This window comes from Flavobacterium branchiarum (genome assembly GCF_030409845.1).
GTDB lineage: Bacteria > Bacteroidota > Bacteroidia > Flavobacteriales > Flavobacteriaceae > Flavobacterium > Flavobacterium branchiarum.
In genome coordinates this window covers 1-22,881 of the sequence record NZ_JAUFQQ010000002.1, presented here as the reverse complement: position 1 = coordinate 22,881, position 22,881 = coordinate 1, and the positions used below count along the sequence as shown (strand labels likewise).

The following is a 22,881-nucleotide window of genomic DNA, read 5'->3' as shown; positions in this document are numbered from 1 at the left end:
CATAGTGATATTTAGAATATAATTGGTTTTAAAAGGATAAAAATATAATATATTTTGTATTAAACTGTTTTAAATTAGTTAAAATAGTTTTTTTATGTCTCTTTGTTTTATTATAACAAACTGTTGTGATTTTATTGTTTTTATTGTCCTTTTTTTTAACGTTTCCTTTTGAATTGTTACAGTTAAAAAAAAGGTGAAGGTTTGTAAAATTAGTAATACGAACTATTCTTAATTTACGTTTTTCCGTAATTTACATAAGTAGTAGTTGCTTACTTTTGCAAATTATTGTTTTATATTTTTTGTTAAAGTATACTTATATATAGCGTTAGTCAGTAATATTGATTTATTGTATATTAAGAAGTAAGAGGTAAATAAGAGATTGGATCTTTATTCATTACTTATTCTTAATCCTTTTGGTTAATAAAGTAATATTCATCAATACGTTATCGGGTTAAATATACGTAATAAAACAGCTATATTAAATTAAAATCAATGTACTATTTTTCTGTCTTATTGAAATTTGTTTAATTTTATTTAATTTTATTGATTTTTAAGGAGTTAAGGTATTATTGGGTTTCCCATGCATATTGTGTTTTTTTTGTGGCATATGTTAAATTTTTTTTTAACGTTTTTTTTGGATATGTTATTATTTTATATACATTTATCACATAAACGATAAAATACCACACTTTATCGATTATTTATAATTGATAAAAATTATTTAATTAAAGAAATCCAGTATTCATGAATCCAAATCTACAAATTGAACTTAGACGTTTTATTTCTTCAAATGTTGTTTCTAAGCTGAATAAATTTTATTTTGAAAATGATGCTTTATTAATTAAAGCAATTGATGCATCTATCGGAACTATCTTAATAGGAGCTTATAACAAAATGCACGAGGTTAATTTGTGCAATGAGTTAGTTCAAATTGCAGGAGTTACAGGATTTTATGAAGAAATAGATTTTGAATCGGGAAGATTGTTATCTGTTAACGATTGTTATAGAAACGAAGGGAATAAATTGTTGAAACGAATTTTTGACAATAAAAAGTCTCGAATTTCCGAAATGGTTTCTAATGAAGTAGGTATAAAGAGTGAAACTGCTCGCGAAGTATTAAGTTTTTCTGCGCTTTTGGTTTTTTCTTATTTCAATTATAAAAAATATTCACATGAAGATCTTCAATTTATGCTAGAAGAGCAAAAAAGAGGTATTTTAAATAGTATTCCGCTCGGAATTAAAATTATCTTAGGGTTTTCATCATATGAAGTTGTTGAGGAAAAAAGTAGATCTAGATTTTCAAATTCCATTTTCAATCACATTTTTTCAAATAGCGAATCTTAAGATGTAATTTTAGTTCTGGTATAAAAAAAATCCCATTTTACAAATGAGTAAAATAGGATTTTTTTGTTTTTATATAATTTGAAAGCTTATACGTTCTTCAAATTAATAATTTCTTGTTCTGTAAGCATACGCCAGTTTCCTCTAGGTAGATTCTTCTTGGTTAAACCTGCAAATGCTACACGGTCGATGCGTAATACATCGTAATCAAAGTGCTCAAAAATAGAACGAACTACTTTTACGTTTGATGAACGTAATTTAAGTCCAATTTCACTTTTTGGTTCATTGTCGATATAGCTTATGTCTTCAACAAAAACACGGTGTCCATCAAGAACAAGTCCTTTGTTTATTTTTTCTAAATCTTCAAATTTCAAGTTTTTATCTAATGAAACTTGGTATATTTTAGATGATTTTTGGCTTGGTAAAGTAAACTTACGAAGCATGTCAGTATCATTTGTAAACAACAACAAACCTGTAGTGTTTTTGTCCATTCTTCCTACTGCAGCAATTTTAGCATTTGTAGAACCACGAACTAATTCTAAAACATTACGGAATTCTTGACCTTCGTCAAAAGCAGTTGTAAAGTTTTTAGGCTTGTTTAATAATATGTATTCTTTCTTTTCTGGAGTTAAAACTGCTCCGTCAAAATTAACGACATCTCCTGGTTTAACCAAGTATCCCATTTCTACAACAGGAACGCCATTTACTTTTACATTTCCAGATTGGATGTAAATATCTGCATCACGACGTGAACACGCGCCAGAATTAGCAATATATTTATTTAAACGAATCTCATCAGCAGCTTTTTGTCTTTTAGGTGCTTGATTCGGTTTTTTAGTAGCTTTTTCAGCAGCTTCTTCCGCTATTTTAGTATTCGGCTTCGCTTTTTTAGGCCCTTGTGCACGCTTTTGCATGGCAGGTTTTGGCTTATTTGAGTTGGGTCTTGAACTATTTGCTCTTGGTCCTTTTCCTTTATTATTGCCTTCCTTGTTATTCATAAATCCTGTAATTTGTGCAAAGATAGTTTATTATTGGTTAATAGCAGTAACTTGATTGTTGTTAGATTACTAGCTTTTAATACTATTAGTAGCTTTAAATATGAAAATTATCAAAAAAAGCTGAAAATTTTGATGTAATTAGATTTTTAAAAGTAATGTTTTTCCGTGCCACAAAACACTTGGATTAATTAGTACAATACAAAATACCCCCGAAACGATAAGAAATTTCAAGACATTGTGTAATAATAAAAATTGTGTCTTAGAGCTTGATTTCCAAAGATAGAGTAAGAAAAATATTAAAACTATAAAGCAAGAATAGAAATAAATATCCATATAGCCAATGTCATATACTTCGATAAGGATGTATACAGGAGCGATGGTTAGAAAAGTTAAAAGAGTAATGATCTTTTTTGAGGTTCTTTCGCCATAGAGAATCGGAATAGTTTTGTAGTTGTTTGCCAAGTCACCTTTTAAATTTTCTAAATCTTTTATCATTTCACGTATTAATAGTAATAAGAATAAAAATGTAGCGTGAGCAAAGATTACGGCAAAATGGCCTTTTTGGTTTTCTAAATCATCAAACGATATCTGATTGTAGAAATATAATAAGATAGCAAAGAATGGTAAAACGGCCAACAATGCCGCCATAAGATTTCCTATTAATGGGAATTTTTTAATTTTATGGGAGTAAAACCAAATGAGAAAAATATATACTGAAAAAAATAAAAAAGCTTTCCATGACACAATTAGCGCCATTAGTGCAGCTATGAAATTGAGCGTGAAATAAACGCTTAGTTTTGTTTTTTGACTTACCAATCGATCCAACATTGATTTGTTTGGACGATTAATTAGGTCTTTCTGGCTATCGTAGAAATTATTTATGATATAACCAGATGCGATGGTAATTGCCGATGCGAAAACAATTAAAAACAAATGGAAATCCAATAAAATATCAAGTGCCCTTTTTTCGGGAGCGAGGATAAATATTGCCGATAAATATTGGGCCAAAATAATAATAGGTATATTGTAACCTCTCACTACGGAGAACAAACTTATAACTTTCATCGCTAAAATTTTATTCTGACGGCTCAACATTTCTTTTATTATAGATTGTTAGGATTCTGTATTGGTTTTAAAGTGCCTAAAGTACATCTTTTAATAGTCTTTGAAAACTATATTTTGGTTTTCTTGTATCTGAGAAGATCTTCTTTTGTGAAATTGCTATCTATGATATTCATTTTCTTTTAAAAGATTTACTTCTTCAATTGCGAAAATAATAAAATTACTTTCTGCGATCGATATGTTTTGGGGTTGTTTTTTAATGCCTAAACTTTTCTGTTTATAGGTCTTGGGAATGAAGCATCATTAATAATGTTGATCTCTGTTTTTAAATAAATAGTTTCTTTAGGTTTTAAATAACAAGAGCCGATAAATTTCGGCTCTTATAATTGTAACTATTTTTGATTCTAATGAATTATAGAATTTGTTTTTCTTTTAAAATTGGTAAACTACTTCTAGTTTGTAGTCTTTTAATGATTGCTTAGCGCGTTCTAAATCTTCGGTAAAACCTAGAATATAACCACCACCGCCAGAACCACATAATTTTAAGTAGTAATCATTTGTATCAATACCATTTTGCCAGATGCCATGAAATTGTTCTGGAATCATAGGTTTGAAATTATTCAAAACTACTTTTGATAATTTTTTGGTATTACTGAATAATGACTTCATGTCGCCGTGTAAAAAGTTTTCCACACAAGCATCTGTATATTTTACAAATTGGTTTTTTAGCATCGTACGGAAACCTTTGTCTTTAAGATTTTCCATAAAGATGTTTACCATTGGAGCAGTTTCTCCAACAATTCCTGAATCTAATAAGAACACAGCGCCTTTCCCGTCAAAACTTTGATTAGGAATTCCAGTTGCTTCAATATTATCTTTAGAATTTATTAAAATCGGAATGCTTAAGTAGCTATTTAAAGGATCTAAACCTGAACTTTTTCCGTGGAAAAAACTTTCCATTTGTGAGAAAATAGTTTTTAGCTGTAATAGTTTCTCACGAGTTAAATTTTCTAGAACCGTGATTTTGTTTTGAGCGTATTTATCATAAATAGCAGCAACTAATGCGCCACTACTACCAACTCCATATCCTTGTGGAATACTTGAGTCAAAATACATCCCAGATTCTACATCATCCTTTAAAGTTGCCAAGTCAAAAGTTACCAAGTCTGGTTGCTCTGCTTGTAATGTTTCAAGGTAAGATGTAAACTTGCTTAAACTTTGATTTGATGAAATGGCTTCTGCCGAAGGATTTTCGGTTTTCTTCAAGGCACCATTGTAAAAATTATAAGGGATAGAAAGTCCTTTTGAATCACGGATTATTCCGTACTCTCCAAAAAGTAATATTTTTGAGTAAAATAATGGTCCTTTCATATATTGATTTTATTGTCTAAAAGCTAGAATTTAATTAAAGATACGTAAAATTATAATGCAATTGCACCTTCTCCAATTTTGTCGCAAAGGTACTGACCATTCTGGCAAAATACAACTAATTCGTCCTTAATAAATTGTAGTACTTTTTCTGTAACGTTTTCGGGATATAAAACATGAACATTTGCTCCTGCATCTAGCGTAAAACAAACCGGAATTTGAGTTTCAGTTCTGAATTTCCAAATCGCATTAATTATCTGTAATGTGTTTGGTTTCATTAGTATATAATACGGCATAGAGGTCATCATCATAGCGTGTAATGTTAGCGCTTCGCTTTCGACTACTTTGATGAATTCGTCTAGATTTCCATTTTCAAAAATACCAATTAGTTTGTCTAAATTTTCGTGAGCTTGTGCAAAACGTCTTTCTGCATAAGGATGATCGTGCATTAAGTCATGTCCTACCGTACTCGAAACTTGTTTTTCGCCTTTGTCAACTAATAAAATAGTGTCTTGGTAATTATGAAAGTTTTGATGAATTGCATGTGGAAATTCTACTCCAAATAAATCAGAGCTTCCTTTTATATTTGCTTGATTTCCCCAAACAACAACGTTTCCTTTTACACTTCGGCAAGCACTTCCTGATCCTAATCGAGCAAGGAAAGATGCTTTTTGATAAAAGTATTCGTCTGTCATATCTGGATTCAACACTTTTTCAAGGCTCATGAAATTCATTGCCAAAGCGGCCATTCCAGATGCCGAAGAAGCTATTCCTGAACTATGAGGAAATGTATTTTGGGTATCTATTGTAAAATGATAGTCTTTTAAGAAAGGTAAATAAAGAAAAATACGTTCTAGGAATTTCTGAATTTTAGGTTTAAAATCTTCTTTTGGTTTTCCTTCAAAAAGTAAATCGAAAGTAAAATCATTTGAAGTTTCTTTTTTGTCGAAAGCTAGTTTGGTAATTGTTTTACAGTTGTTTAATGTAAAACTAACCGATGGATTAGCGGGAATTTGATTGTCTTTTTTTCCCCAGTATTTTACTAAAGCAATGTTACTTGGTGCGCTCCACTCAAAGTTACCTTTTGTGATATCTGCTGTATATTTTTTTGGAATAAAATCGTTTGCTGTAAACATAAAAATAAAAAATTTACGCAAAGATACTTTTTTTGAATTATACCTTTTGACTTTTTGATAGCCTATAAAAATGTTTATCTTTATTAACTCTAAAAAACAGTATAAAATGAATAAAATCACTCGAATTTTAGCGGTTGTTGTTACCTGTCTTGCTATTGGATATTTTTCTGGAATAGTTACAAGATCGAGTATTGAAACTTGGTATCCAACTCTGATTAAGCCAAGTTTTAATCCGCCTAATTGGGTTTTTGCACCAGCTTGGAGCTTGCTTTATCTTTTGATGGGTGTAGCTGCTGGATTAGTTTGGGATCGAATAGAACATGAAAAAGAAGCGGTTAAGAATGCCTTGGTTTTCTTTGCGATACAATTAGCCTTAAATGCTTTATGGTCTTATTTGTTCTTCGGACTGATGAATCCGTTATTGGCGCTTATAGAAATTGTTGTTCTATGGTTAATGATTTATGAAACGCTTTTAAAATTTATTAAAATCAATAAAGTTGCTGGATATCTTCTGGTACCATATTTACTTTGGGTAAGTTTTGCAACAATATTGACTGCAAGCATTTGGTGGCTTAATAAATAAGTTTAAAGTTTCAGTATTCAGGACAATTTAAACCCTGAATACTGAAATTGTTTTTATTTTTCGTTTGCTTTTAATTTTTTAAATTCTTCGTTTTTAGAGTATAAATAGTCCATCGTGGCAAGAATGTTATTGTTTTCATTTAGTGTTTTTGATCTTGGATCGGCATCACAGAACTCAAGAAACAATTCTTTGTCTTCTGGTTTTAACTTTAAATCTTTTGTAAAAAAATCAGGAGCACAAGTGGTGTTTACTAGTTTTTTAAAATCAAATTTAGAAGATTTTGTTTTAGATTTTTTGTCTTTATTGCCTGTAAATAAGCGTATTAATTTATCTCCTATAGCCATAAAATCCATTCCATTTGTAATTGTTCCGTTATAGACGCCTGTATATTTATCTAAAGAACTAGTGTTTTTTTTTAATACTATTCCATTAGTTGATTCTTCAGTAGCACCTATATGTGGAAATTTGATGGTTGTAATTACGACTTCTCGGAGCTCCTCTGGTTTTAATACTAAATTAACTGTAAGATTATCTTGTTGTATATTTTCTTGAGAAACTTTTAGTCTCGTGAAAAAATAATCTTCCTTAAAAAAGAGTAAACTGTCTTTGGCACGAACTGGAATAGAAAATTCTCCTGAGGCATTTGTTTTGGTACTCGTTTTTGCAGTTTTGTTAATTACTTCTACATCTTTGACAGTCTGATTTTGTGAAATAACCTTTCCGTTTAATAATTTTTCAGTTTGCGAAAAGCCAATTTGATAAGTGAACAATGTAATTGTAGTAAGTAATTCTGCTCTCATATAAAGTTAATTGATTGAAGGTTAAATTATTATAATTGTCTTAACTAAAACTTATGAATTGTGTACAGTCTTGTTAATTTGCTTTGTCAACTTTAAGTTTTTTGAATTCTTCAATTTTACCGAACAAAAAATCCATTGATTTCAGTATGTTATTGTTTTCAATAAGTTTTTTAGATTTAGGATCTGCGTCACAAAATTTCAGAAACGGCTCTTTTTCTTCAGGTTTTAGCTTTAAATCTTTTGTGAAAAATTTTGGATCTAAAGTGTTTGTTACAAGTTGAATAAAGTTAAGTTCAGCTGTTTCGGGTTTTTTTTCTTTCTTCTTGATTATGCTATAGAGCAATTTGCCAATACGTATCAAATCTGCTTGGTGAGTAATAGGAGCGATTCCATCTTTATAGCCTTCGATTTTCATACCTTGTTTAGGTCTGGATTTATTTAGTTTTATTTGTTCGATCTCTTCTTTTGATAAAGATATACGTTTTACTTTATTAGATAGAATGAGTACTTCGTCTAATTCTTTCGGTTTAGAAAGCATATTTACTATAAGATTATTTGCCACTATGTCTTCTTGAGTAAGTTGTATCCTTTTGAAATAATAGCCTTGGGAGAAAAAAATCAAACTGTCTTTTACATTTACTGCAATTTCAAATTCTCCCAAAGTATTTGTCCTAGTACTAGTTTTGGAAGTTTTATTAATGACTTCTACATTTTTAAGAGTAATATCTTGAGAGATAACTTTACCATGGAGTATTTTTTCTGTTTGAGAAAATGTAAATTGACAAGAAAATAATGTTATTGTAGTAAGTAATTCTGCTCTCATATAAGGTTAATTAGTTGAGAGTAAATTTATTATAATTGTCTTAAGTAAATCTTATGAAATGTGTAAAGTCTTGTTAATTTGTGTTTTGAGAATAGGATTGTTATTTAAGGATAATTTTATTTACAAACTTTTCGAACTCTCCATTGTTTATTAAAATGGGTCCATGGCCAAAGCAGAGAATTTTTGGTTCTAAAGAAGCTAGTTTTAGGATAGACTTTCTATTTAATTCTTTGTCAGAAGTGAATAAATTAGGAGGTTCATTTAAGCCAACAATTGTAGTCATTAAATTCATATTTGTCATTACATCCCCAACAATGAGTAAGCTATCTTTTTTCCTAAAAAAGGAAAGATGCCCTTTTGAATGACCAGGAGTTTCTACAACTGAAAATCCTGCGATTTGGTCTCCTTCTTTTATAGTATGCGAAACGGGATGCCCTTTTCCTGCCCAGAATTTTTGTTGAAATCTTGAAATCAAATGTGTTGGATTTGGATAGTCAAAAGTAACATTTCCGTTTTCGGCACTTGCTTTTTCTAATGCATTACACCAAAGTGGAATTTTTAGTGTTTCACATATAATTTTGCTACTGCCTTGATGATCTGCATGTGCATGCGTGAGTACATGTTTTGTTACAATTTTGTCTTTTAAAGCATTTAGAATAATAGATGCAGAACTTTTTATTCCAGCATCAATTAGTACATCTCCTATTAAATAACAATTAATTGCATTTCTAGGAAATAAAGAAATTTGGTACACATCTTCGGCTATTTTTTTCATCTTTTTTGAATTTTATATTCGCAAAGATTTGAATTTAGTAGCCATATATTCTTGACAAATGTTAAGAAATGTTTTGCCTGATACGGCTTAAGGATTCTGGAGTTATTCCTAAAAATGAGGCAACATGAATTAATGGTGTTCTTTGAACAATTTTTTGAGGAGCAGTTGCTAGAAAAGTCTGGTATTTTTCTTTTGCAGGAATCATTTGAAGTTTTAATATTCTGTCGGCCATACAGAGATAGTTTTGTTCAGCCAGAATTCTTCCTACACGTTCCCAATTTGGAATTACAGTATATAAATACTGCATTTTCTCATAGTTTATAGAAAGAACTTCACATTCTTCAAGGCAATGAATGTTTTCGTAAGAAACGGTTTGATTTATAAAACTCGAATAGGAGCTTATAAAGCCATTGTCACAGCTTAAATAGGTAGTGATTTCTTTTCCGTTTTTGAGGTAATACGTACGAGCCAATCCGTTTATGATGAAGAAAATCTTGTTACTGATTTTTCCAATAGGCAAGAGGTATGTTTTGGAATCAAATTTTTCATATTCAAAACACGAAAGAATCATTTCAATTTCATTTTCTGTAAATGAAGAAATTGAGAGTATTTGTTCTTTTAATGCTGACTCCATAACTGTTTTACTAAATGTTATTAGCTACAATAAACCCACTTGTCCATGCATTTTGAAAGTTAAACCCTCCTGTTATGGCATCTATGTTTACAATCTCTCCAGCAAAATATAATTTCTCATGAAGTTTGCTTTCCATAGTTTTAAAGTTAATTTCCTTTAAATCAATTCCGCCAGCGGTTACAAATTCTTCTTTAAAAGTACTTTTTCCATTTACTTGGAATGTTGCATTTGTCAATTGATTGGCTAAATTCTGAAGTTGAACTTTAGATAAATCTGCCCATTTTGTCTCAGTTTCTATACTAGAAGCAAGCACTAAACTTTCCCATAATCGATTTGGAAAGTCAAAAGGTGATTTTTTTGAAACGGCTTTTTTAGCATGTTCCTGTTTTAATTCTTTTAATTTTTTCTCAGCATCTTCGGTATCTACATCGTTTAACCAATTTACAAAAATGGTGAATTGATAATTTTTGTCATGCAAAATACGAGCTCCCCAAGCCGAAAGTTTCAGAATTGCTGGTCCGCTCATTCCCCAGTGTGTTATTAATAACGGCCCTGTAGATTCGAGTTTGGTCTCTTTTACTTTTACAGTTGCTTGTGCTGCTACGCCCGGTAATTCTTTTATTCTTGGGTCTTTTATGTTAAATGTAAATAGGGAAGGGACAGGGCTTATAATTGCATGTCCAAAAGTTTGTAGCATTTCCCATATTTTAGGATTGCTTCCGGTTGCTAGAACCAATTTATCAGCTATATAATTCTGATTTTGTGTTTCGATTTTCCAGAAATTTTCATTTTTATAGATTGATTGTACACTTTGTCCTGTAAGTACAGTAATGCCTAATTTTGCAGTAGCTTTTAAAAAACAATCTATAATAGTTTGAGAAGAATTAGATGCAGGAAATAGCCTTCCGTCATCTTCAATTTTTAATTCTACTCCATGCTTTTCGAACCATTCGATTGTGTCTCCCGAACAGAATTGATGAAATGGTCCTCGTAATTCTTTTTCGCCACGCGGATAAAATTTAACCAATTCATTAGGTTCAAAACAAGCGTGTGTTACATTACAACGCCCTCCACCAGAAATACGAACTTTTGTAAGTACTTCGGATCCTCGTTCTAAAATAGCGACTTTTAATTTTGAGTTTTTCTCTACAATATTTATTGCTGTAAAAAATCCTGCTGCTCCACCACCTACTATTATTATATCAAAATTTTGAGTCATATTCTATCTGTAAAATCACTAATGATTCCGTTTACGTTGTATGTTTTTATTTTTGCAATGTCTTCCTTTTCATTAACCGTCCAAGGAAAAACCTGAAATCCTATTTCTTGTATTTGTTTTGTGTTCTCTTTGTTTAGCAAATGAAAATCGGGATGTATTGCTTTGGCTTTTATTTCTTTTGCAAAAGTAATAGCCGATTCAATATCCGTTTCTGTTAAAACCCCAATTGCTATTTTTGGATTCAGAGAATTAATTTGTTTTAGATATTCCCAATCGAAACTTGAAACAAGAAAAGAATCGTAGCTCCAGTTTTTTTCTGAAATGTATAATTCAATTAATGTTACTACAGCATCTGCAGTTCCAATACCTTTTAATTCGATATTAATAAAACATTGCTGATTTACTAAATCCAGAACTTCTGATAATGTTGGAATTTGATGTTTGTTTTCTATTCGGAAATCTTTTAATTCTTGCAAAGATAGGTTATTTACAAAACCTTTTCCGTTGGTAGTTCTATCAATCGTTTCATCATGAATTACAATAAGATGACCATCTGAACTAAGTTGTACATCTAATTCAATGCCATCGGCTTTCATTTGGATTGCTTTCTGAAAGGCTTGTAAGGTGTTTTCGGGTTCGTACCCTCTTGCTCCACGATGGGCTATTTTTAGCATTTATTGAAGTTTAGTTGCAAAGGTCGTAAAGTTTTTATTCTAGTTTCTAAGATTTAACCGCAAAGGGCGCAAAGATTTTTTTACTGAATTCGCAAAGTTCGCAAAGGTTAGCGTGCCTTGCGTAAACCGTTGCGTACTTTGCGTTTAACTATTTATAAAGATTTTATGTTTTTGAGGTTTAATCGCAAGGAGCGCAAAGTTATTTTATTGAATTCGCAAAGTTCGCAAAGCTTAGCGTGCCTTGCGTATACTGTTGCGTACTTTGCATTTAAATATTTATAAAGTTTTTGTGTTTTTGAGGTTTAATCGCAATGAGCGCAAAGTTTGTTTTGTTGAATTCGCAAAGTTCGCAAAGCTTAGCGTGCCTTGCGTAAACCGTTGCGTACTTTGGGTTAACTATTTATAAAGTTTTAATGATTTTGAGGTTTAATCGCAAGGAGCGCAAAGTTTGTTTTGTTGAATTCGCAAAGTTCGCAAAGCTTTGTGTGCCTTGCGTATACTGTTGCGTACTTTGCATTTAAATATTTATAAAGTTTTTGTGTTTTTGAGGTTTAATCGCAAGGAGCGCAAAGTTTGTTTTGCTGAATTCGCAACGTTCGCAAAGCTTAGCGTGCCTTGCGTAAACTGTTGCGTGCTTTGCGGTTAGATATTTATAGCGTTTTAATGATTTTGAGGTTTAATAGCAAAGAGCGCAAAGTTTTTTTTACTGAATTCGCAAAGTTCGCAAAGCTTAGCGTGCCTTGCGTAAACCGTTGCGTACTTTGGGTTAACTATTTATAAAGTTTTAATGATTTTGAGGTTTAATCGCAAGGAGCGCAAAGTTTGTTTTGCTGAATTCGCAACGTTCGCAAAGCTATGTGTGAGTGCTATGTTTTTTTTTGCGTGCCTTGCTAAAACTGTTGCGTACTTTGCGGTTAAATTTTTATAGCTATTAAATGTTTGTAATGTTTTATTCTAGAAAAAAAGAGCCACAAATCAAACTAACAACAAGAATTAAAATTCATTGTAATTGGTTTAATCTGTGGCTAAAACTATTTGTTTAAAGGATAGTGTTTATTCTAATTCTAAAACAACAGCAGATTTAGGTTCTAAAGTAATTTCAGATGTTATATCGAATTTTTTATCCGTTAGGATGTCTTTTCCAGTTTTGAAATTTTTGATGTTTTCTTGGAAACGGTTTGTTTTAATAGTTTGCGGTTTTGCATTGTTATTAAAAACTACCATTACAGTTTTTGCATCTGTATATCTAAAATAAACATAGGTATTGTTTTCTGGAATATAGTGAGTCATTTTTCCAAAATGTACTGCTTCATTAGATTTTCTCCAGTTGAATAATTTAGATGTGAAATCGAAATACTCAGCTTGTTTAGCAGTTCTACCTTCTTTAGTAAAAGCATTGTTAGTATCACCTTTCCATCCACCTGGGAAATCTAAACGGATTCCGCCATCACCTTGACTTTTGTCTCCACCCATTCCAATTTCTGAACCATAATACAATTGCGGAATTCCACGAACGGTTGCCATTAATGTCATTACCAATTTGTATTTAGCGACATCATATTTGTAAAGGTCATTGATTCTGCTGGTATCGTGATTTTCTGCAAAAACAAGTATGTTGTTTGTATTTGGGTATAGATAATCTAAAGCAAAATTGTTGTAAAATTTAATCATACCATTATCCCAGTTTGCTTCGTCATCATTAAAAGCAGATCCGATTTGGTTGTGTAAAGTGAAATCCATTACACTTGGTAAGTTTGAATTGTAATTTTGGATTGCTCCAATTTTACTGTCTTTTTGCCAATACGCTAAATTAGCTTGATTATGCATCCAGATTTCTCCAACAATATTAAAGTTTGGATATTCATCTGTAACTGATTTTGCCCAGTTTGCCATTGCCGCTGGATCTGAATAGTTGTAGGTATCTACTCTAAATCCGTCAAGATTTGCATATTCAATCCACCAAATTGCATTTTGAGTTAAGTATTTTGCAACCAATGGGTTTTTTAAATTTAAATCTGGCATTGAAGGAACAAACCATCCATCGATACAAACTTCTTTGTCAAGTTTTGAAGCGTGGATATCTGTTATTACTTCACGTCTGTGGTGTGTTTGAGTATAGTTTTCAAATTGATTAGTCCATGATTTTGTTGGTAAATCTTTCATCATCCAATGCGTGATTCCCCAGTGATTAGTTACATAATCCATAACCAATTTCATGTCTCTTTTGTGCATCTCATTCGATAAACGAACATAATCCTCATTCGTTCCGTAACGCGCATCGATTTTGTAAACATCCGATTGTGCATAGGTATGATACGAATGTTCTTTGTCGTTGTCTTCGTTTAAAGGCGCGTTCCAAATTGTTGTTGCTCCTAAAGATGAAATGTAATCTAAGTTTTTGATGATTCCTTCGATATCACCACCATGACGTCCGCCAGGAATTGAGCGATTTGCTTTTTCTACTAATGAAGCATCATTGTCATTTTTAGGATTTCCGTTTGCAAAACGATCTGGCATAATTAAGTACATCATGTCAGAAGCATCGAAACTTTTGCGTTGAGCAGAATTTTCTCTTCTTTTCTTTAATGAATATTTTTGTGTGAATGCAACTTTGTTCTTGTTTTTAAATGAAAAAACGAACTCAGATGCAGGTATGTTTTTAGTGTCGATTGTTACGAAAAGGTAGTTAGGGTTTTCGGTTTTTTTAATGTCTTTAATGACTACATTGTTAGAAACAGAAGGTTCGTATTGTGCAATGTTTTTTCCGTAGAACATGATTTGAAGTTCTGGATTGTTCATGCCAGCATACCAAAATGGGGGCTCAGTTTTCTGGATTTGCGCTTTTGCAGAAGCAGAAAATAATAGAACAACTAAAAGTATTCTATATAATGTTTGGTTTGTTTGAAGTGGTATTCTCATATTTTGTTTTTTTTTAATTCGATTAAAACAAGATCGATTTTTTTGCACGTAGCTTTTGCAAATCAAGCAGCTTTATGGTGACTTTTATTTTATCTCTTTAGAAAAAAAGACAAGCAATCTAGAGGACTACTTGTCTTTTTTAAAGAGTTATTTGGTTTCGATTATACTAATTGCATAACCACCACCTGGAACAGATAACTGAGATAGTTTTGTTTTATTTGTTACAGCAATTTTCTTGATTGTGTAAGCTTGTGGATTTGTTTTGTAGTGTGCATCTTTTGCATCAGCATAAATTGTAGCTGTGTATTTCTTTCCTTTTTCAAGGAAATTGAAATTGATGTTTGATGTACGGCTTACATCTCCGTTTACGTTACCTACAAACCAGTTGTTAGTACCTTTAGCTTTACGAGCTACAGTGATATAGTCACCTGGTTCAGCTTCTAGGTATTTACTTTCGTCCCAATCAATAGCAACATCTTTGATGAATTGGAAAGCATCAGCAAATTTGTTATAGTGCTCAGGTAAATCAGCAGCCATTTGTAATGGGCTGTACATAGTAACGTATAATGCTAATTGATTTGCAATTGTACTGTTTACATGCGATTTGTTATCTGGATTAAGTTTGCTAATATCCATTTCGAAAATACCAGGAGTATAATCCATTGGTCCACCAATTAATCTTGTAAAAGGTAAAATTGTAACGTGATTTGCTTTAGAACCACCAAATGCTTGGTATTCTGTTCCTCTTGCCGATTCGTTACCAATTAAGTTAGGATATGTTCTGCTAATACCTGTTGGGCGAACTGCTTCGTGAGCATTAACCATAATTTTGTATTCAGCAGCTTTTTCTAATGCGTATTGGTAATGGTTCACAATCCATTGGCTGTAATGATTTTCACCTCTTGGTAAAATATCTCCTACGTAACCACTTTTTACAGCATCGTATCCATTGTCGTTCATGAATTTGTATGCTTTATCCATATGGCGCTCATAATTACGAACAGAACCAGAAGTTTCGTGGTGCATAATTATTTTTACACCTTTTGATTTTGCGTAAGCGTGTAATCCTTTTACGTCGAAATCTGGGTAAGGAGTAACGAAATCAAAAACATAATCTTTTGAGTGTCCAAACCAGTCTTCCCAACCTTCATTCCAACCTTCAACTAAAACAGCACCAAAACCGTTTTCAGCAGCAAAGTCAATGTATTTTTTTACATTAGCATTAGTTGCTCCGTGTGTACCGTTTGGTTTTGCTTTTGAGTAATCGCTAATACCAAGTTGTACTGTTGGAAAATCATTTGTGTATGACCAAGAACTTTTTCCTGTAATCATTTCCCACCAAACACCTACGTATTTAACTGGTTTAATCCAAGATGTATCTTCGATTTTACATGGCTCATTTAAGTTTAATGTCAATTTTGAATCAAGAATTTCTGTCGCATTATCGCTAACAATAATTGTTCTCCATGGCGATTGACTAGGAGCTTGCATGTGTCCTTTGTCTCCTTTTGCATCTGGAGTCAACCATGATTCGAATATCATGTTTTTATCATCCAAGTTTAAGTGCATACATGAATAATCAATTAATGCAGCTTCGTGAAGATTAATAAATAATCCTTCAGCAGTTTTTAACATAAGCGAAGTCTGAACTCCTGTTGGAGAGAAAGACTTTTGTGAAACGTTTGCTGTATACGCTTTTTCAGCCAATCCACGGATTTCTGATAATTTTGATTTTGTATAATCATATTCTTGTGTGTCATAATCACCAGGAATCCAAAATGCAGTGTGGTCACCCGTCATTGCAAATTGAGTTTTTTCTTCTTTGATTATGAAATACGTAAGATTTTTTTGTGTTGGAAATTCATAACGGAATCCAAGTCCATCATTAAATAAACGAAAACGGATGATTATTTGTCTGTCTGTTCCTTTTTGGTTTAATGTAACAGCCAATTCATTATAATGATTACGAATTGAAGCTACTTCTCCCCAAACTGGTTTCCAGTTCTCATCAAAAGTTGTAGTTTTTGTATCAACAACCGTAAAGTCATTTAACAATGATTTTTTATCATCTTTAAGCTCAAGACCCAACTTACTGGATTTTACAACCTCTTTATTTTTGTATTTAAGATTGTAAGTTGGAGTTCCATCGCTTTGTAGCGAAAACTCCATGACAAATTTTCCTTCAGGCGATTTTAGTTGTTGTGCTTTTGTGATGTTACAAAAAGCAACTAGAATGAAGGCTGTGAAAATGAAATTCTTCATGTTGTTTAATTAAAAATGTTATAAAAATAGATGTAGAAACTAGTAATTATGTTGTTACAAATTTATTAGCTACTACGGTTTGGCCATTAACGACAATGGCTAATTCATCATCTCCATCTACTGAAAACGTAGTTTCATTATGGTTTATTGATACTTTTAGAATTTGATTTCTAAAGTTGATTTTAAAAGAATATCCTGTCCATTCTTTTGGAATTTTTGGAGAGAAATGTAGCGTGTCATTTTTTACACGCATTCCTCCAAAACCTTCTACAATACTCATCCATGTTCCTGCCATCGATGTAATATGACAACCTTCTTCTACCTCTTTGTTGTAATCGTCTAAGTCTAAACGTGAAGTTCTTAAGTAGAATGTATACGCCATATCCATTTTATCTAATGCAGCGGCTTGAATTGAGTGTACGCAAGGCGAAAGTGAACTTTCATGTACAGTAAACGACTCGTAAAACTCAAAATTACGCAATAGCTCCTCTTTAGAAAAATGTTCTTCGAAGAAGTAAAAGCATTGTAAAACATCGGCTTGTTTGATGTATGGTGAGCGTAATACACGATCCCAAGACCATTTTTGGTTTATAGGACGTTGTGAACGATCTAGATCTTTTACAGGAACTAAGTCTTTATCTAAGAAACCATCTTGTTGTAAATAAACATTAAGTTCTTTTGAAAAAGGGAAGTACATATTGTCTGCTACTTTTTTCCATTCCTGAATTTCGTTTTCTGTAAGTTGTACTTTTTCGATAATTCTTTTGTGGTCAGCTGGGTATTCAGTAGTAACTTTTGTAAGTTGTTCTGTAGCATAATCAATACACCATTTAGCAATATAATTAGTGTAGAAATTATTATTGATGTTATTTTCGTATTCGTTTGGACCTGTAACTCCCAAAATCACATACTGATTTTTGTCAGTAGAGAATGAGGCTCTTTGGTGCCAGAAACGAGCGATTCCGATTAATACTTCTAATCCTTTTTCTGGAATATATGAGTAATCTCCTGTGTAGCGATTGTAATTGAATATTGCAAAAGCGATGGCACCATTTCTATGAATTTCTTCATGAGTGATTTCCCATTCGTTATGGCATTCTTCACCATTCATAGTTACCATTGGATATAAAGCCGCTCCATCTTTAAAACCTAAATTGTCTTTAGCGTTTTCAATTGCTTTATCAAGCTGATTGTAACGGTAAGTCAATAAATTTCTTGCAACTTGCTGGTCTTTAGTAGCCATGTAAAACGGAATGCAATATGCTTCAGTATCCCAATAAGTAGATCCTCCGTATTTTTCTCCTGTAAATCCTTTAGGTCCAATATTTAATCGGTTGTCTTTTCCTGAATAGGTTTGGTTTAACTGAAAAATATTGAAACGAATTCCTTGTTGTGCTTTTACATCACCTTCAATAGTAATATCTGACATTTCCCAAACTTTTGCCCAAGCATCAATTTGTTCTTGTAATAATTGGTCATACCCTTTGCTTAATGCTTCTTTAATCGCTTTTTCTGCAGCGGCAAGAGTGTTAGTATGATTCAATGAAACAGTATATCCACCAATTTTTTGTATAGATGAAGTTTGTCCTTTTGCAATAATTACGCCATAGGTATATTCTACCTTATCTGATGAAGAATCAATTGTTGAAGGAGAGATATTAATATTTTCGCCGTTAGCAAAAATACTATTGTGCATGAAAGTTGTAACCTTAAAATGAGTTTTATAGGTTTGAGCAGTTACGAAAGCTTCGTTTGTTGCTTTTTTTACTTCAAGAGGTTCCCAGAATTTTTCCTCCCAGTTAGCATCTTCATTGGTAACACCTGCATCAATATATGGTTTGTAAAGTATTTTAGCATCTTTGTTTAATGGAGTAATATCATATTTAATAATACCAACTTCATCTAAATTTAGAGATAGAAAACGACGTACGTTAACAGCGATTTCTGTTCCATTTTTTAAGGTTGCTTCAAAAGAACGATTGTACCAACCTTCTTGCATGTTTAATTCTCTACGGAAATTTTTCACTTCGGTACAAGAATTTAAATCAAAAGCTTCTTCATTGATTTCAATATTGATACCAATCCAATTTGGAGCGTTTAATACTTTTGCAAAATATTTTGGGTATCCGTTTTTCCACCAACCCACTTTAGTTTTATCTGGGTAATAAATTCCAGCTATATAACTTCCTTGAAAAGTTTCTCCCGAATATTTTTCTTCAAAATTGGCACGTTGTCCCATAGCACCGTTTCCGATACTGAAAAGACTTTCAGACGATTTAACTCTCTCTACATCAAAGCCTTCTTCTATTATTGACCAATTGTCTGGTTTTATATAATCTTGATTCATTTTGTTTTGTTTGATTGATTTATGCTGTAATTAATGATTCGATGAATGTTTGATCTATTAAGGTAAAATCCTCAAAGACGTATTTCGCTTCATGCAAGACAGCTTTAGAACCTATGCCTACGCTAGTCATTTTTCCGATATTGGCTGCTTGGACTCCTGCAACCGAATCTTCAAAAACGATTGAATCTTCAGGGCTTATGTTTAGTAGTCGAGCTGCTTTTAAGAAAACTTCTGGATCTGGTTTAGCATTTGTAACATCATTACCATCAACGATAACATCGAAGTAGGAAATGATTCCTGTTTTTTCTAGAATCGGGCGTGCATTTTTACTTGCCGAACCCAATGCGATAGCTTGCTTTTTTTCTTTTAAAAATTCTAATACAGGCAAAACACCCTGAAGAATTTCGCTTTCATTCATATCTACCAAATAAGTTAGGTAGTCTTCATTTTTTTGGATAAGCCATTTGTCTTTATCTTCTTGTGAAGCTTGAATGTTTCCTAGTTCTAGGATAATATCTAATGAACGTACACGACTTACTCCTTTTAAAAGTTCGTTATGTTCGTGTGTAAAGTCAATGTTTAATGCATTTGCAATTTTTTGCCATGCCAAATAATGGTATTTAGCAGTGTCAACAATTACACCGTCTAGGTCGAATATGAATGCTTTTGTATTCATTTAATAATATGCTTATTTTTTAATTTCTTTCGAAAAATATTTTAACTGAGAGAAGCCTACTTTTTGTCTTATTTAAAAGATTTCTTGTCGTAGGTTTCATTTTTAATATCATCTACATCTTTCACTTTGTAAACTAGAACAGCAGCTATCAGAAAGCTGACACCGCTTGTAATTAATGCGTATATAGCATCACCGTTATAAAGGTATTTTACAATTGGGCCTCCAATTATTGCGTTTATTATTTGAGGAATTACTACAAAGAAGTTGAATATCCCCATGTAAACGCCCATTTTTTTAGGAGCAATCGATCCTGCTAGGATAGCATATGGCATTGCGAGGATACTAGCCCAAGCCACACCAATTAATACCATAGAAAGAATAACCCAATTTTCATCTGGCATAAAGTAAATAGATATTAAACCTATTCCACCTATAACTAAAGAAAGAGCATGAGTCGATTTTCGTCCAATTTTTTTAGCAATCATTGGCAGAAAAAATAAGGCTATAATGGCTGATACTAGATTGTAAACTCCGAAAAGTATTCCAACCCAATCCCCAGCATCTTGATAGCTTTGGCTAGAATTATCATCTAGGGTAATCCGTAAATGTGATGTGCAATTGCAGGGGTACTAAATACCCACATACCGAAAAGTCCAAACCATGAAAAAAACTGCACCCAACTAAGTTGGCGCATGGTGGTTGGCATTTTTGCAAAATCTCTAAAGATGTCTGTGAGTTTTGATTTTTCTTCAATCTCAATTTTCTCCGCTTTTGGGTCTTCAAAAAGAGCCAATTCATCAGGAGAGTATTCTTTAGTTGTAAATAAGGTAACAAGTATAGAGCCGATTAAAACTGCGGCACCTAAAATAAAAGAAAGTGTAAGATTTAAAGGAACGCTTCCGGGAAGGCTACTGTTAGGGACTCCAAACCATTTCGTCAAGACATATGGTAAAGAAGAACCAATTACAGCTCCAAAGCCAATAAGTGCTGTTTGAATACTAAATCCTGCGGTACGTTGGTCTGTTCTTAAATTGTCACCAACTAAAGCACGAAAGGGCTCCATGGCAATATTAAATGACGCATCCATAATCATAAGCATTCCGGCACCAACCCATAAAGCGGGTAGTATTGAAGTGAAAATGTTTGCCTGTGGCATTAATATTAATCCAACTGAAGCTAGAATAGCACCTACAAGAAAAAAAGGTTTTCTTCGTCCAAATTTCCCCCAGGTTTTATCACTATAATGTCCAATTACTGGCTGAACAATTAATCCCATTAAAGGAGCAATTATCCAAAACCAAGAAAGTTCGTGTACGTCGGCACCAAAAATTTGAAGAATTCTGCTGGCATTTGCATTTTGTAAAGCAAACCCCATTTGTATTCCTAAGAAACCGAAACTCATGTTCCAAATTTCCCAGAAACTTAATCTACGCTTTTCCATTATCGTAATTTAATGAATGTACGATAAGCGCTATGCTTATCAAAACTTAACTTAATTTTCGAAGTAAAAGTAAAAGTTTTGAGCTGGCGTAAATTTATAAATTATTTTTTTAAAGAAGCAAATAAAAAACCCATTAAAATTAATAATGGGTTCTTTTGTTTAGGATTGTAAGAATATTAATCTGTAGATTCTCTTTCTATAAGGTGAGTTTCGATAACTTCTGTTTTGTAATTTTCTTCTTCCTCTTCGCCTTCTTCGGTTTCTAATTCCAAGCGATCTATAAGCATTTTGGCTGCTTTATTTCCCATTTTGTTGCCGCTTTGGCTTACTGTTGTTATAGTTGGAGTCGAATATTTAGATATAATTCCGTCTGTAAAGGCTATAACGGCTAAGTCTTCAGGAACTCTAAGTCCCATTTTACTAGCGGTTTTTATTATAGTTACAGCAAAAAGTTCATTAACAGCAAAAACAGCATCTATTGCACGATCTTCTAATAATTGGCTAATGATAATTTCGCAAGTATCTACATCTTCAATCTTTATGATGAGATCTTCGTTAAAAGGGATGTCGTTGTCTAGTAGTGCTTTTGTGTATCCATCGGTTCGTAGTTTTCCAACGCTAACATAATCGACAGTAGTAACTAAGGCTATTTTTTTACGGCCTTTATCGATTAAATTCTGAACCGCTCCATAAGCAGCCGATTTGTCGTCAATAATTACTTTGTCGCATAAAATGTCATTGGTAACTCGATCAAACATTACAACTGGCATTCCTTGATTTATGACCTCGGTTATATGGTGAAAATCTCCTTTAAATTGAGTTTCTTTAGATAGAGACATGATGAAACCATCGATACTTCCGTTGGCAAGCATTTCCATATTAAGTACTTCTTTATCAAATGAATCATCAGATAAACATATGATAACGCTGTATCCGTTTTCGTTGGCAACTTGCTCTACTCCGTTAATAACAGTTGAGAAAAAATGATGCACAATTTCGGGAATTATAATACCAATAGTTTTGGTTTTACGATTCTTTAAACTGAGTGCTATATTGTTGGGCTTGTAATTGTAGAATTTGGCAAAAGCCTGAACTTTTAATCGAGTGTCTTCTCCTATTTCTAGGCTGTTTCGTAATGATTTTGATACGGTAGAAATAGATACATCAAGCTCCTTAGCGATTTGTTTAAGGGTTATTTTGCGTTTCATACTGGTAATATGGAAAAAATTGTTTTGTTAATAAAGGTATGATTTATTTTTTAAAATGATAGTATTCTGGCTAAAAACTTGTAGAATAAAGAAAGTTTTCAACACTATCACGTTTTCGTAAACCAATAAAAAGTGCTATGTGTCGGGCATGTTAATAAATCCTTAATTTTGAGATTCGAAGTAAAAATAAAAGTCAATTCGGTTTCTGTTGTTTTTTCCTTTTTTATATAGGTAGAGCAACGCTTAACATTTGTCATAGCACCATGTTTAGCGTTTGGAATTGGGAGCCATCGCGTGTAGCTCATATTCAGTATCTTAATGTAATTGGAAATGTAATCGGAATGGTTTTGGCAGCAATTTTTCTAGCTAAAACAGTAGCGTCTAAATATATTTTTTATGCTAGGATTTTTTATTCTAGCAGTATTTCATCTGTGGTTTACGTTTCTTTTTGTGCCAGATATTTCATTATCTACAATGGCAATACCATATGTTTTACAAGGAGTTGCAGTAGGAATTTTGTTTGTGCCATTAGTTTTGTTCACCATGTCATCAGTTCCATCAGGTTTAGCACCTTATTCAGGAGCAATAGGGTTTCTGGTCGTTTTTGGGGAAGCA

The 22,881-nt window shown here is 32.4% G+C and carries 17 protein-coding genes and 2 pseudogenes; 3 read left to right on the top strand and 16 right to left on the bottom strand.

Annotated features, from left to right (window positions below; all coding sequences use genetic code 11):
- The first annotated feature begins 744 nt into the window (after nucleotides 1–744).
- On the top strand, nucleotides 745–1,344 hold the full coding sequence (locus QWY99_RS00235) for a DUF937 domain-containing protein (RefSeq protein WP_290259646.1): 600 nt from the start codon (nucleotides 745–747) through the stop codon (nucleotides 1,342–1,344).
- Between the two features lie 86 nt (nucleotides 1,345–1,430).
- On the opposite strand, the gene QWY99_RS00230 is transcribed toward QWY99_RS00235, so the two are convergent.
- The 4 genes from QWY99_RS00230 to QWY99_RS00215 all read right to left on the bottom strand — a co-directional run bounded on the left by QWY99_RS00230 (nucleotide 1,431) and on the right by QWY99_RS00215 (nucleotide 5,905).
- A complete protein-coding gene (locus tag QWY99_RS00230; RefSeq protein WP_290259644.1) occupies nucleotides 1,431–2,339 on the bottom strand; it encodes a pseudouridine synthase in 909 nt (302 codons plus the stop codon).
- Nucleotides 2,340–2,477: 138 nt separating this feature from the next.
- Nucleotides 2,478–3,434, bottom strand: a complete 957-nt coding sequence (locus QWY99_RS00225; protein ID WP_290259643.1) for a geranylgeranylglycerol-phosphate geranylgeranyltransferase — start codon at nucleotides 3,432–3,434, stop codon at nucleotides 2,478–2,480.
- Between the two features lie 399 nt (nucleotides 3,435–3,833).
- A complete protein-coding gene (locus QWY99_RS00220; RefSeq protein ID WP_290259641.1) occupies nucleotides 3,834–4,772 on the bottom strand; it encodes a mevalonate kinase family protein in 939 nt (312 codons plus the stop codon).
- A gap of 50 nt (nucleotides 4,773–4,822) precedes the next feature.
- Nucleotides 4,823–5,905, bottom strand: coding sequence for a diphosphomevalonate decarboxylase (locus tag QWY99_RS00215; protein ID WP_290259639.1), 1,083 nt, complete (start codon nucleotides 5,903–5,905; stop codon nucleotides 4,823–4,825).
- Between the two features lie 106 nt (nucleotides 5,906–6,011).
- Between QWY99_RS00215 and QWY99_RS00210 the strand changes: the two genes are divergently transcribed.
- Nucleotides 6,012–6,488, top strand: coding sequence for a TspO/MBR family protein (locus tag QWY99_RS00210; protein ID WP_290259636.1), 477 nt, complete (start codon nucleotides 6,012–6,014; stop codon nucleotides 6,486–6,488).
- 53 nt (nucleotides 6,489–6,541) lie between these two features.
- Here QWY99_RS00210 and QWY99_RS00205 read toward each other — a convergent pair whose 3' ends face one another.
- The 12 genes and pseudogenes from QWY99_RS00205 to QWY99_RS00150 all read right to left on the bottom strand — a co-directional run bounded on the left by QWY99_RS00205 (nucleotide 6,542) and on the right by QWY99_RS00150 (nucleotide 22,266).
- A complete protein-coding gene (locus QWY99_RS00205) occupies nucleotides 6,542–7,288 on the bottom strand; it encodes a BamP family beta-assembly machinery protein (protein WP_290259634.1) in 747 nt (248 codons plus the stop codon).
- 73 nt (nucleotides 7,289–7,361) lie between these two features.
- Nucleotides 7,362–8,111, bottom strand: a complete 750-nt coding sequence (locus QWY99_RS00200; RefSeq protein ID WP_290259632.1) for a BamP family beta-assembly machinery protein — start codon at nucleotides 8,109–8,111, stop codon at nucleotides 7,362–7,364.
- Between the two features lie 100 nt (nucleotides 8,112–8,211).
- Nucleotides 8,212–8,886 carry an MBL fold metallo-hydrolase gene (locus tag QWY99_RS00195; RefSeq protein ID WP_290259630.1) on the bottom strand — a complete coding sequence of 225 codons (675 nt, stop codon included), beginning with the start codon at nucleotides 8,884–8,886 and terminating at the stop codon, nucleotides 8,212–8,214.
- 61 nt (nucleotides 8,887–8,947) lie between these two features.
- The gene (locus QWY99_RS00190; RefSeq protein ID WP_290259629.1) at nucleotides 8,948–9,520 is read right to left on the bottom strand and encodes a Crp/Fnr family transcriptional regulator; all 573 of its coding nucleotides are present in this window, start codon (nucleotides 9,518–9,520) and stop codon (nucleotides 8,948–8,950) included.
- 10 nt (nucleotides 9,521–9,530) lie between these two features.
- Complete coding sequence (locus QWY99_RS00185) at nucleotides 9,531–10,739, bottom strand: BaiN/RdsA family NAD(P)/FAD-dependent oxidoreductase (protein ID WP_290259627.1); 1,209 nt, start codon at nucleotides 10,737–10,739, stop codon at nucleotides 9,531–9,533.
- The gene (locus QWY99_RS00180; RefSeq protein ID WP_290259625.1) at nucleotides 10,736–11,413 is read right to left on the bottom strand and encodes a glycerophosphodiester phosphodiesterase; all 678 of its coding nucleotides are present in this window, start codon (nucleotides 11,411–11,413) and stop codon (nucleotides 10,736–10,738) included. The genes QWY99_RS00185 and QWY99_RS00180 overlap by 4 nt, the downstream gene beginning before the upstream one ends.
- A 1,053-nt stretch (nucleotides 11,414–12,466) precedes the next feature.
- Nucleotides 12,467–14,332: a glycoside hydrolase family 13 protein gene (locus QWY99_RS00175; RefSeq protein WP_290259623.1), complete on the bottom strand. Its 1,866-nt coding sequence runs from the start codon at nucleotides 14,330–14,332 to the stop codon at nucleotides 12,467–12,469.
- Between the two features lie 147 nt (nucleotides 14,333–14,479).
- The gene (locus QWY99_RS00170) at nucleotides 14,480–16,594 is read right to left on the bottom strand and encodes a glycoside hydrolase family 97 protein (RefSeq protein ID WP_290259621.1); all 2,115 of its coding nucleotides are present in this window, start codon (nucleotides 16,592–16,594) and stop codon (nucleotides 14,480–14,482) included.
- A 46-nt stretch (nucleotides 16,595–16,640) separates the two neighbouring features.
- Entirely contained in the window at nucleotides 16,641–18,941 is a 2,301-nt protein-coding gene (locus QWY99_RS00165) for a glycoside hydrolase family 65 protein (protein WP_290259619.1), read from the bottom strand.
- Between the two features lie 19 nt (nucleotides 18,942–18,960).
- On the bottom strand, nucleotides 18,961–19,617 hold the full coding sequence (pgmB, locus tag QWY99_RS00160) for a beta-phosphoglucomutase (RefSeq protein WP_290259617.1): 657 nt from the start codon (nucleotides 19,615–19,617) through the stop codon (nucleotides 18,961–18,963).
- A 68-nt stretch (nucleotides 19,618–19,685) separates the two neighbouring features.
- Nucleotides 19,686–21,058 (bottom strand): annotated as a pseudogene (locus tag QWY99_RS00155) (MFS transporter).
- A 176-nt stretch (nucleotides 21,059–21,234) separates the two neighbouring features.
- The gene (locus QWY99_RS00150) at nucleotides 21,235–22,266 is read right to left on the bottom strand and encodes a LacI family DNA-binding transcriptional regulator (protein WP_290259615.1); all 1,032 of its coding nucleotides are present in this window, start codon (nucleotides 22,264–22,266) and stop codon (nucleotides 21,235–21,237) included.
- A gap of 396 nt (nucleotides 22,267–22,662) precedes the next feature.
- Here QWY99_RS00150 and QWY99_RS00145 point away from each other — a divergent pair.
- A pseudogene (locus tag QWY99_RS00145) lies at nucleotides 22,663–22,881 on the top strand (hypothetical protein); the annotation flags it as partial.

What these genes read in the sequence shown, in the direction of transcription:
- QWY99_RS00235 (WP_290259646.1), top strand. Translation starts at nt 745, where the DNA reads ATGAATCCAAATCTACAAATTGAACTTAGACGTTTTATTTCTTCAAAT.
- QWY99_RS00230 (WP_290259644.1), bottom strand. Translation starts at nt 2,339, where the DNA reads ATGAATAACAAGGAAGGCAATAATAAAGGAAAAGGACCAAGAGCAAAT.
- QWY99_RS00225 (WP_290259643.1), bottom strand. Translation starts at nt 3,434, where the DNA reads ATGTTGAGCCGTCAGAATAAAATTTTAGCGATGAAAGTTATAAGTTTG.
- QWY99_RS00220 (WP_290259641.1), bottom strand. Translation starts at nt 4,772, where the DNA reads ATGAAAGGACCATTATTTTACTCAAAAATATTACTTTTTGGAGAGTAC.
- QWY99_RS00215 (WP_290259639.1), bottom strand. Translation starts at nt 5,905, where the DNA reads ATGTTTACAGCAAACGATTTTATTCCAAAAAAATATACAGCAGATATC.
- QWY99_RS00210 (WP_290259636.1), top strand. Translation starts at nt 6,012, where the DNA reads ATGAATAAAATCACTCGAATTTTAGCGGTTGTTGTTACCTGTCTTGCT.
- QWY99_RS00205 (WP_290259634.1), bottom strand. Translation starts at nt 7,288, where the DNA reads ATGAGAGCAGAATTACTTACTACAATTACATTGTTCACTTATCAAATT.
- QWY99_RS00200 (WP_290259632.1), bottom strand. Translation starts at nt 8,111, where the DNA reads ATGAGAGCAGAATTACTTACTACAATAACATTATTTTCTTGTCAATTT.
- QWY99_RS00195 (WP_290259630.1), bottom strand. Translation starts at nt 8,886, where the DNA reads ATGAAAAAAATAGCCGAAGATGTGTACCAAATTTCTTTATTTCCTAGA.
- QWY99_RS00190 (WP_290259629.1), bottom strand. Translation starts at nt 9,520, where the DNA reads ATGGAGTCAGCATTAAAAGAACAAATACTCTCAATTTCTTCATTTACA.
- QWY99_RS00185 (WP_290259627.1), bottom strand. Translation starts at nt 10,739, where the DNA reads ATGACTCAAAATTTTGATATAATAATAGTAGGTGGTGGAGCAGCAGGA.
- QWY99_RS00180 (WP_290259625.1), bottom strand. Translation starts at nt 11,413, where the DNA reads ATGCTAAAAATAGCCCATCGTGGAGCAAGAGGGTACGAACCCGAAAAC.
- QWY99_RS00175 (WP_290259623.1), bottom strand. Translation starts at nt 14,332, where the DNA reads ATGAGAATACCACTTCAAACAAACCAAACATTATATAGAATACTTTTA.
- QWY99_RS00170 (WP_290259621.1), bottom strand. Translation starts at nt 16,594, where the DNA reads ATGAAGAATTTCATTTTCACAGCCTTCATTCTAGTTGCTTTTTGTAAC.
- QWY99_RS00165 (WP_290259619.1), bottom strand. Translation starts at nt 18,941, where the DNA reads ATGAATCAAGATTATATAAAACCAGACAATTGGTCAATAATAGAAGAA.
- pgmB (WP_290259617.1), bottom strand. Translation starts at nt 19,617, where the DNA reads ATGAATACAAAAGCATTCATATTCGACCTAGACGGTGTAATTGTTGAC.
- QWY99_RS00150 (WP_290259615.1), bottom strand. Translation starts at nt 22,266, where the DNA reads ATGAAACGCAAAATAACCCTTAAACAAATCGCTAAGGAGCTTGATGTA.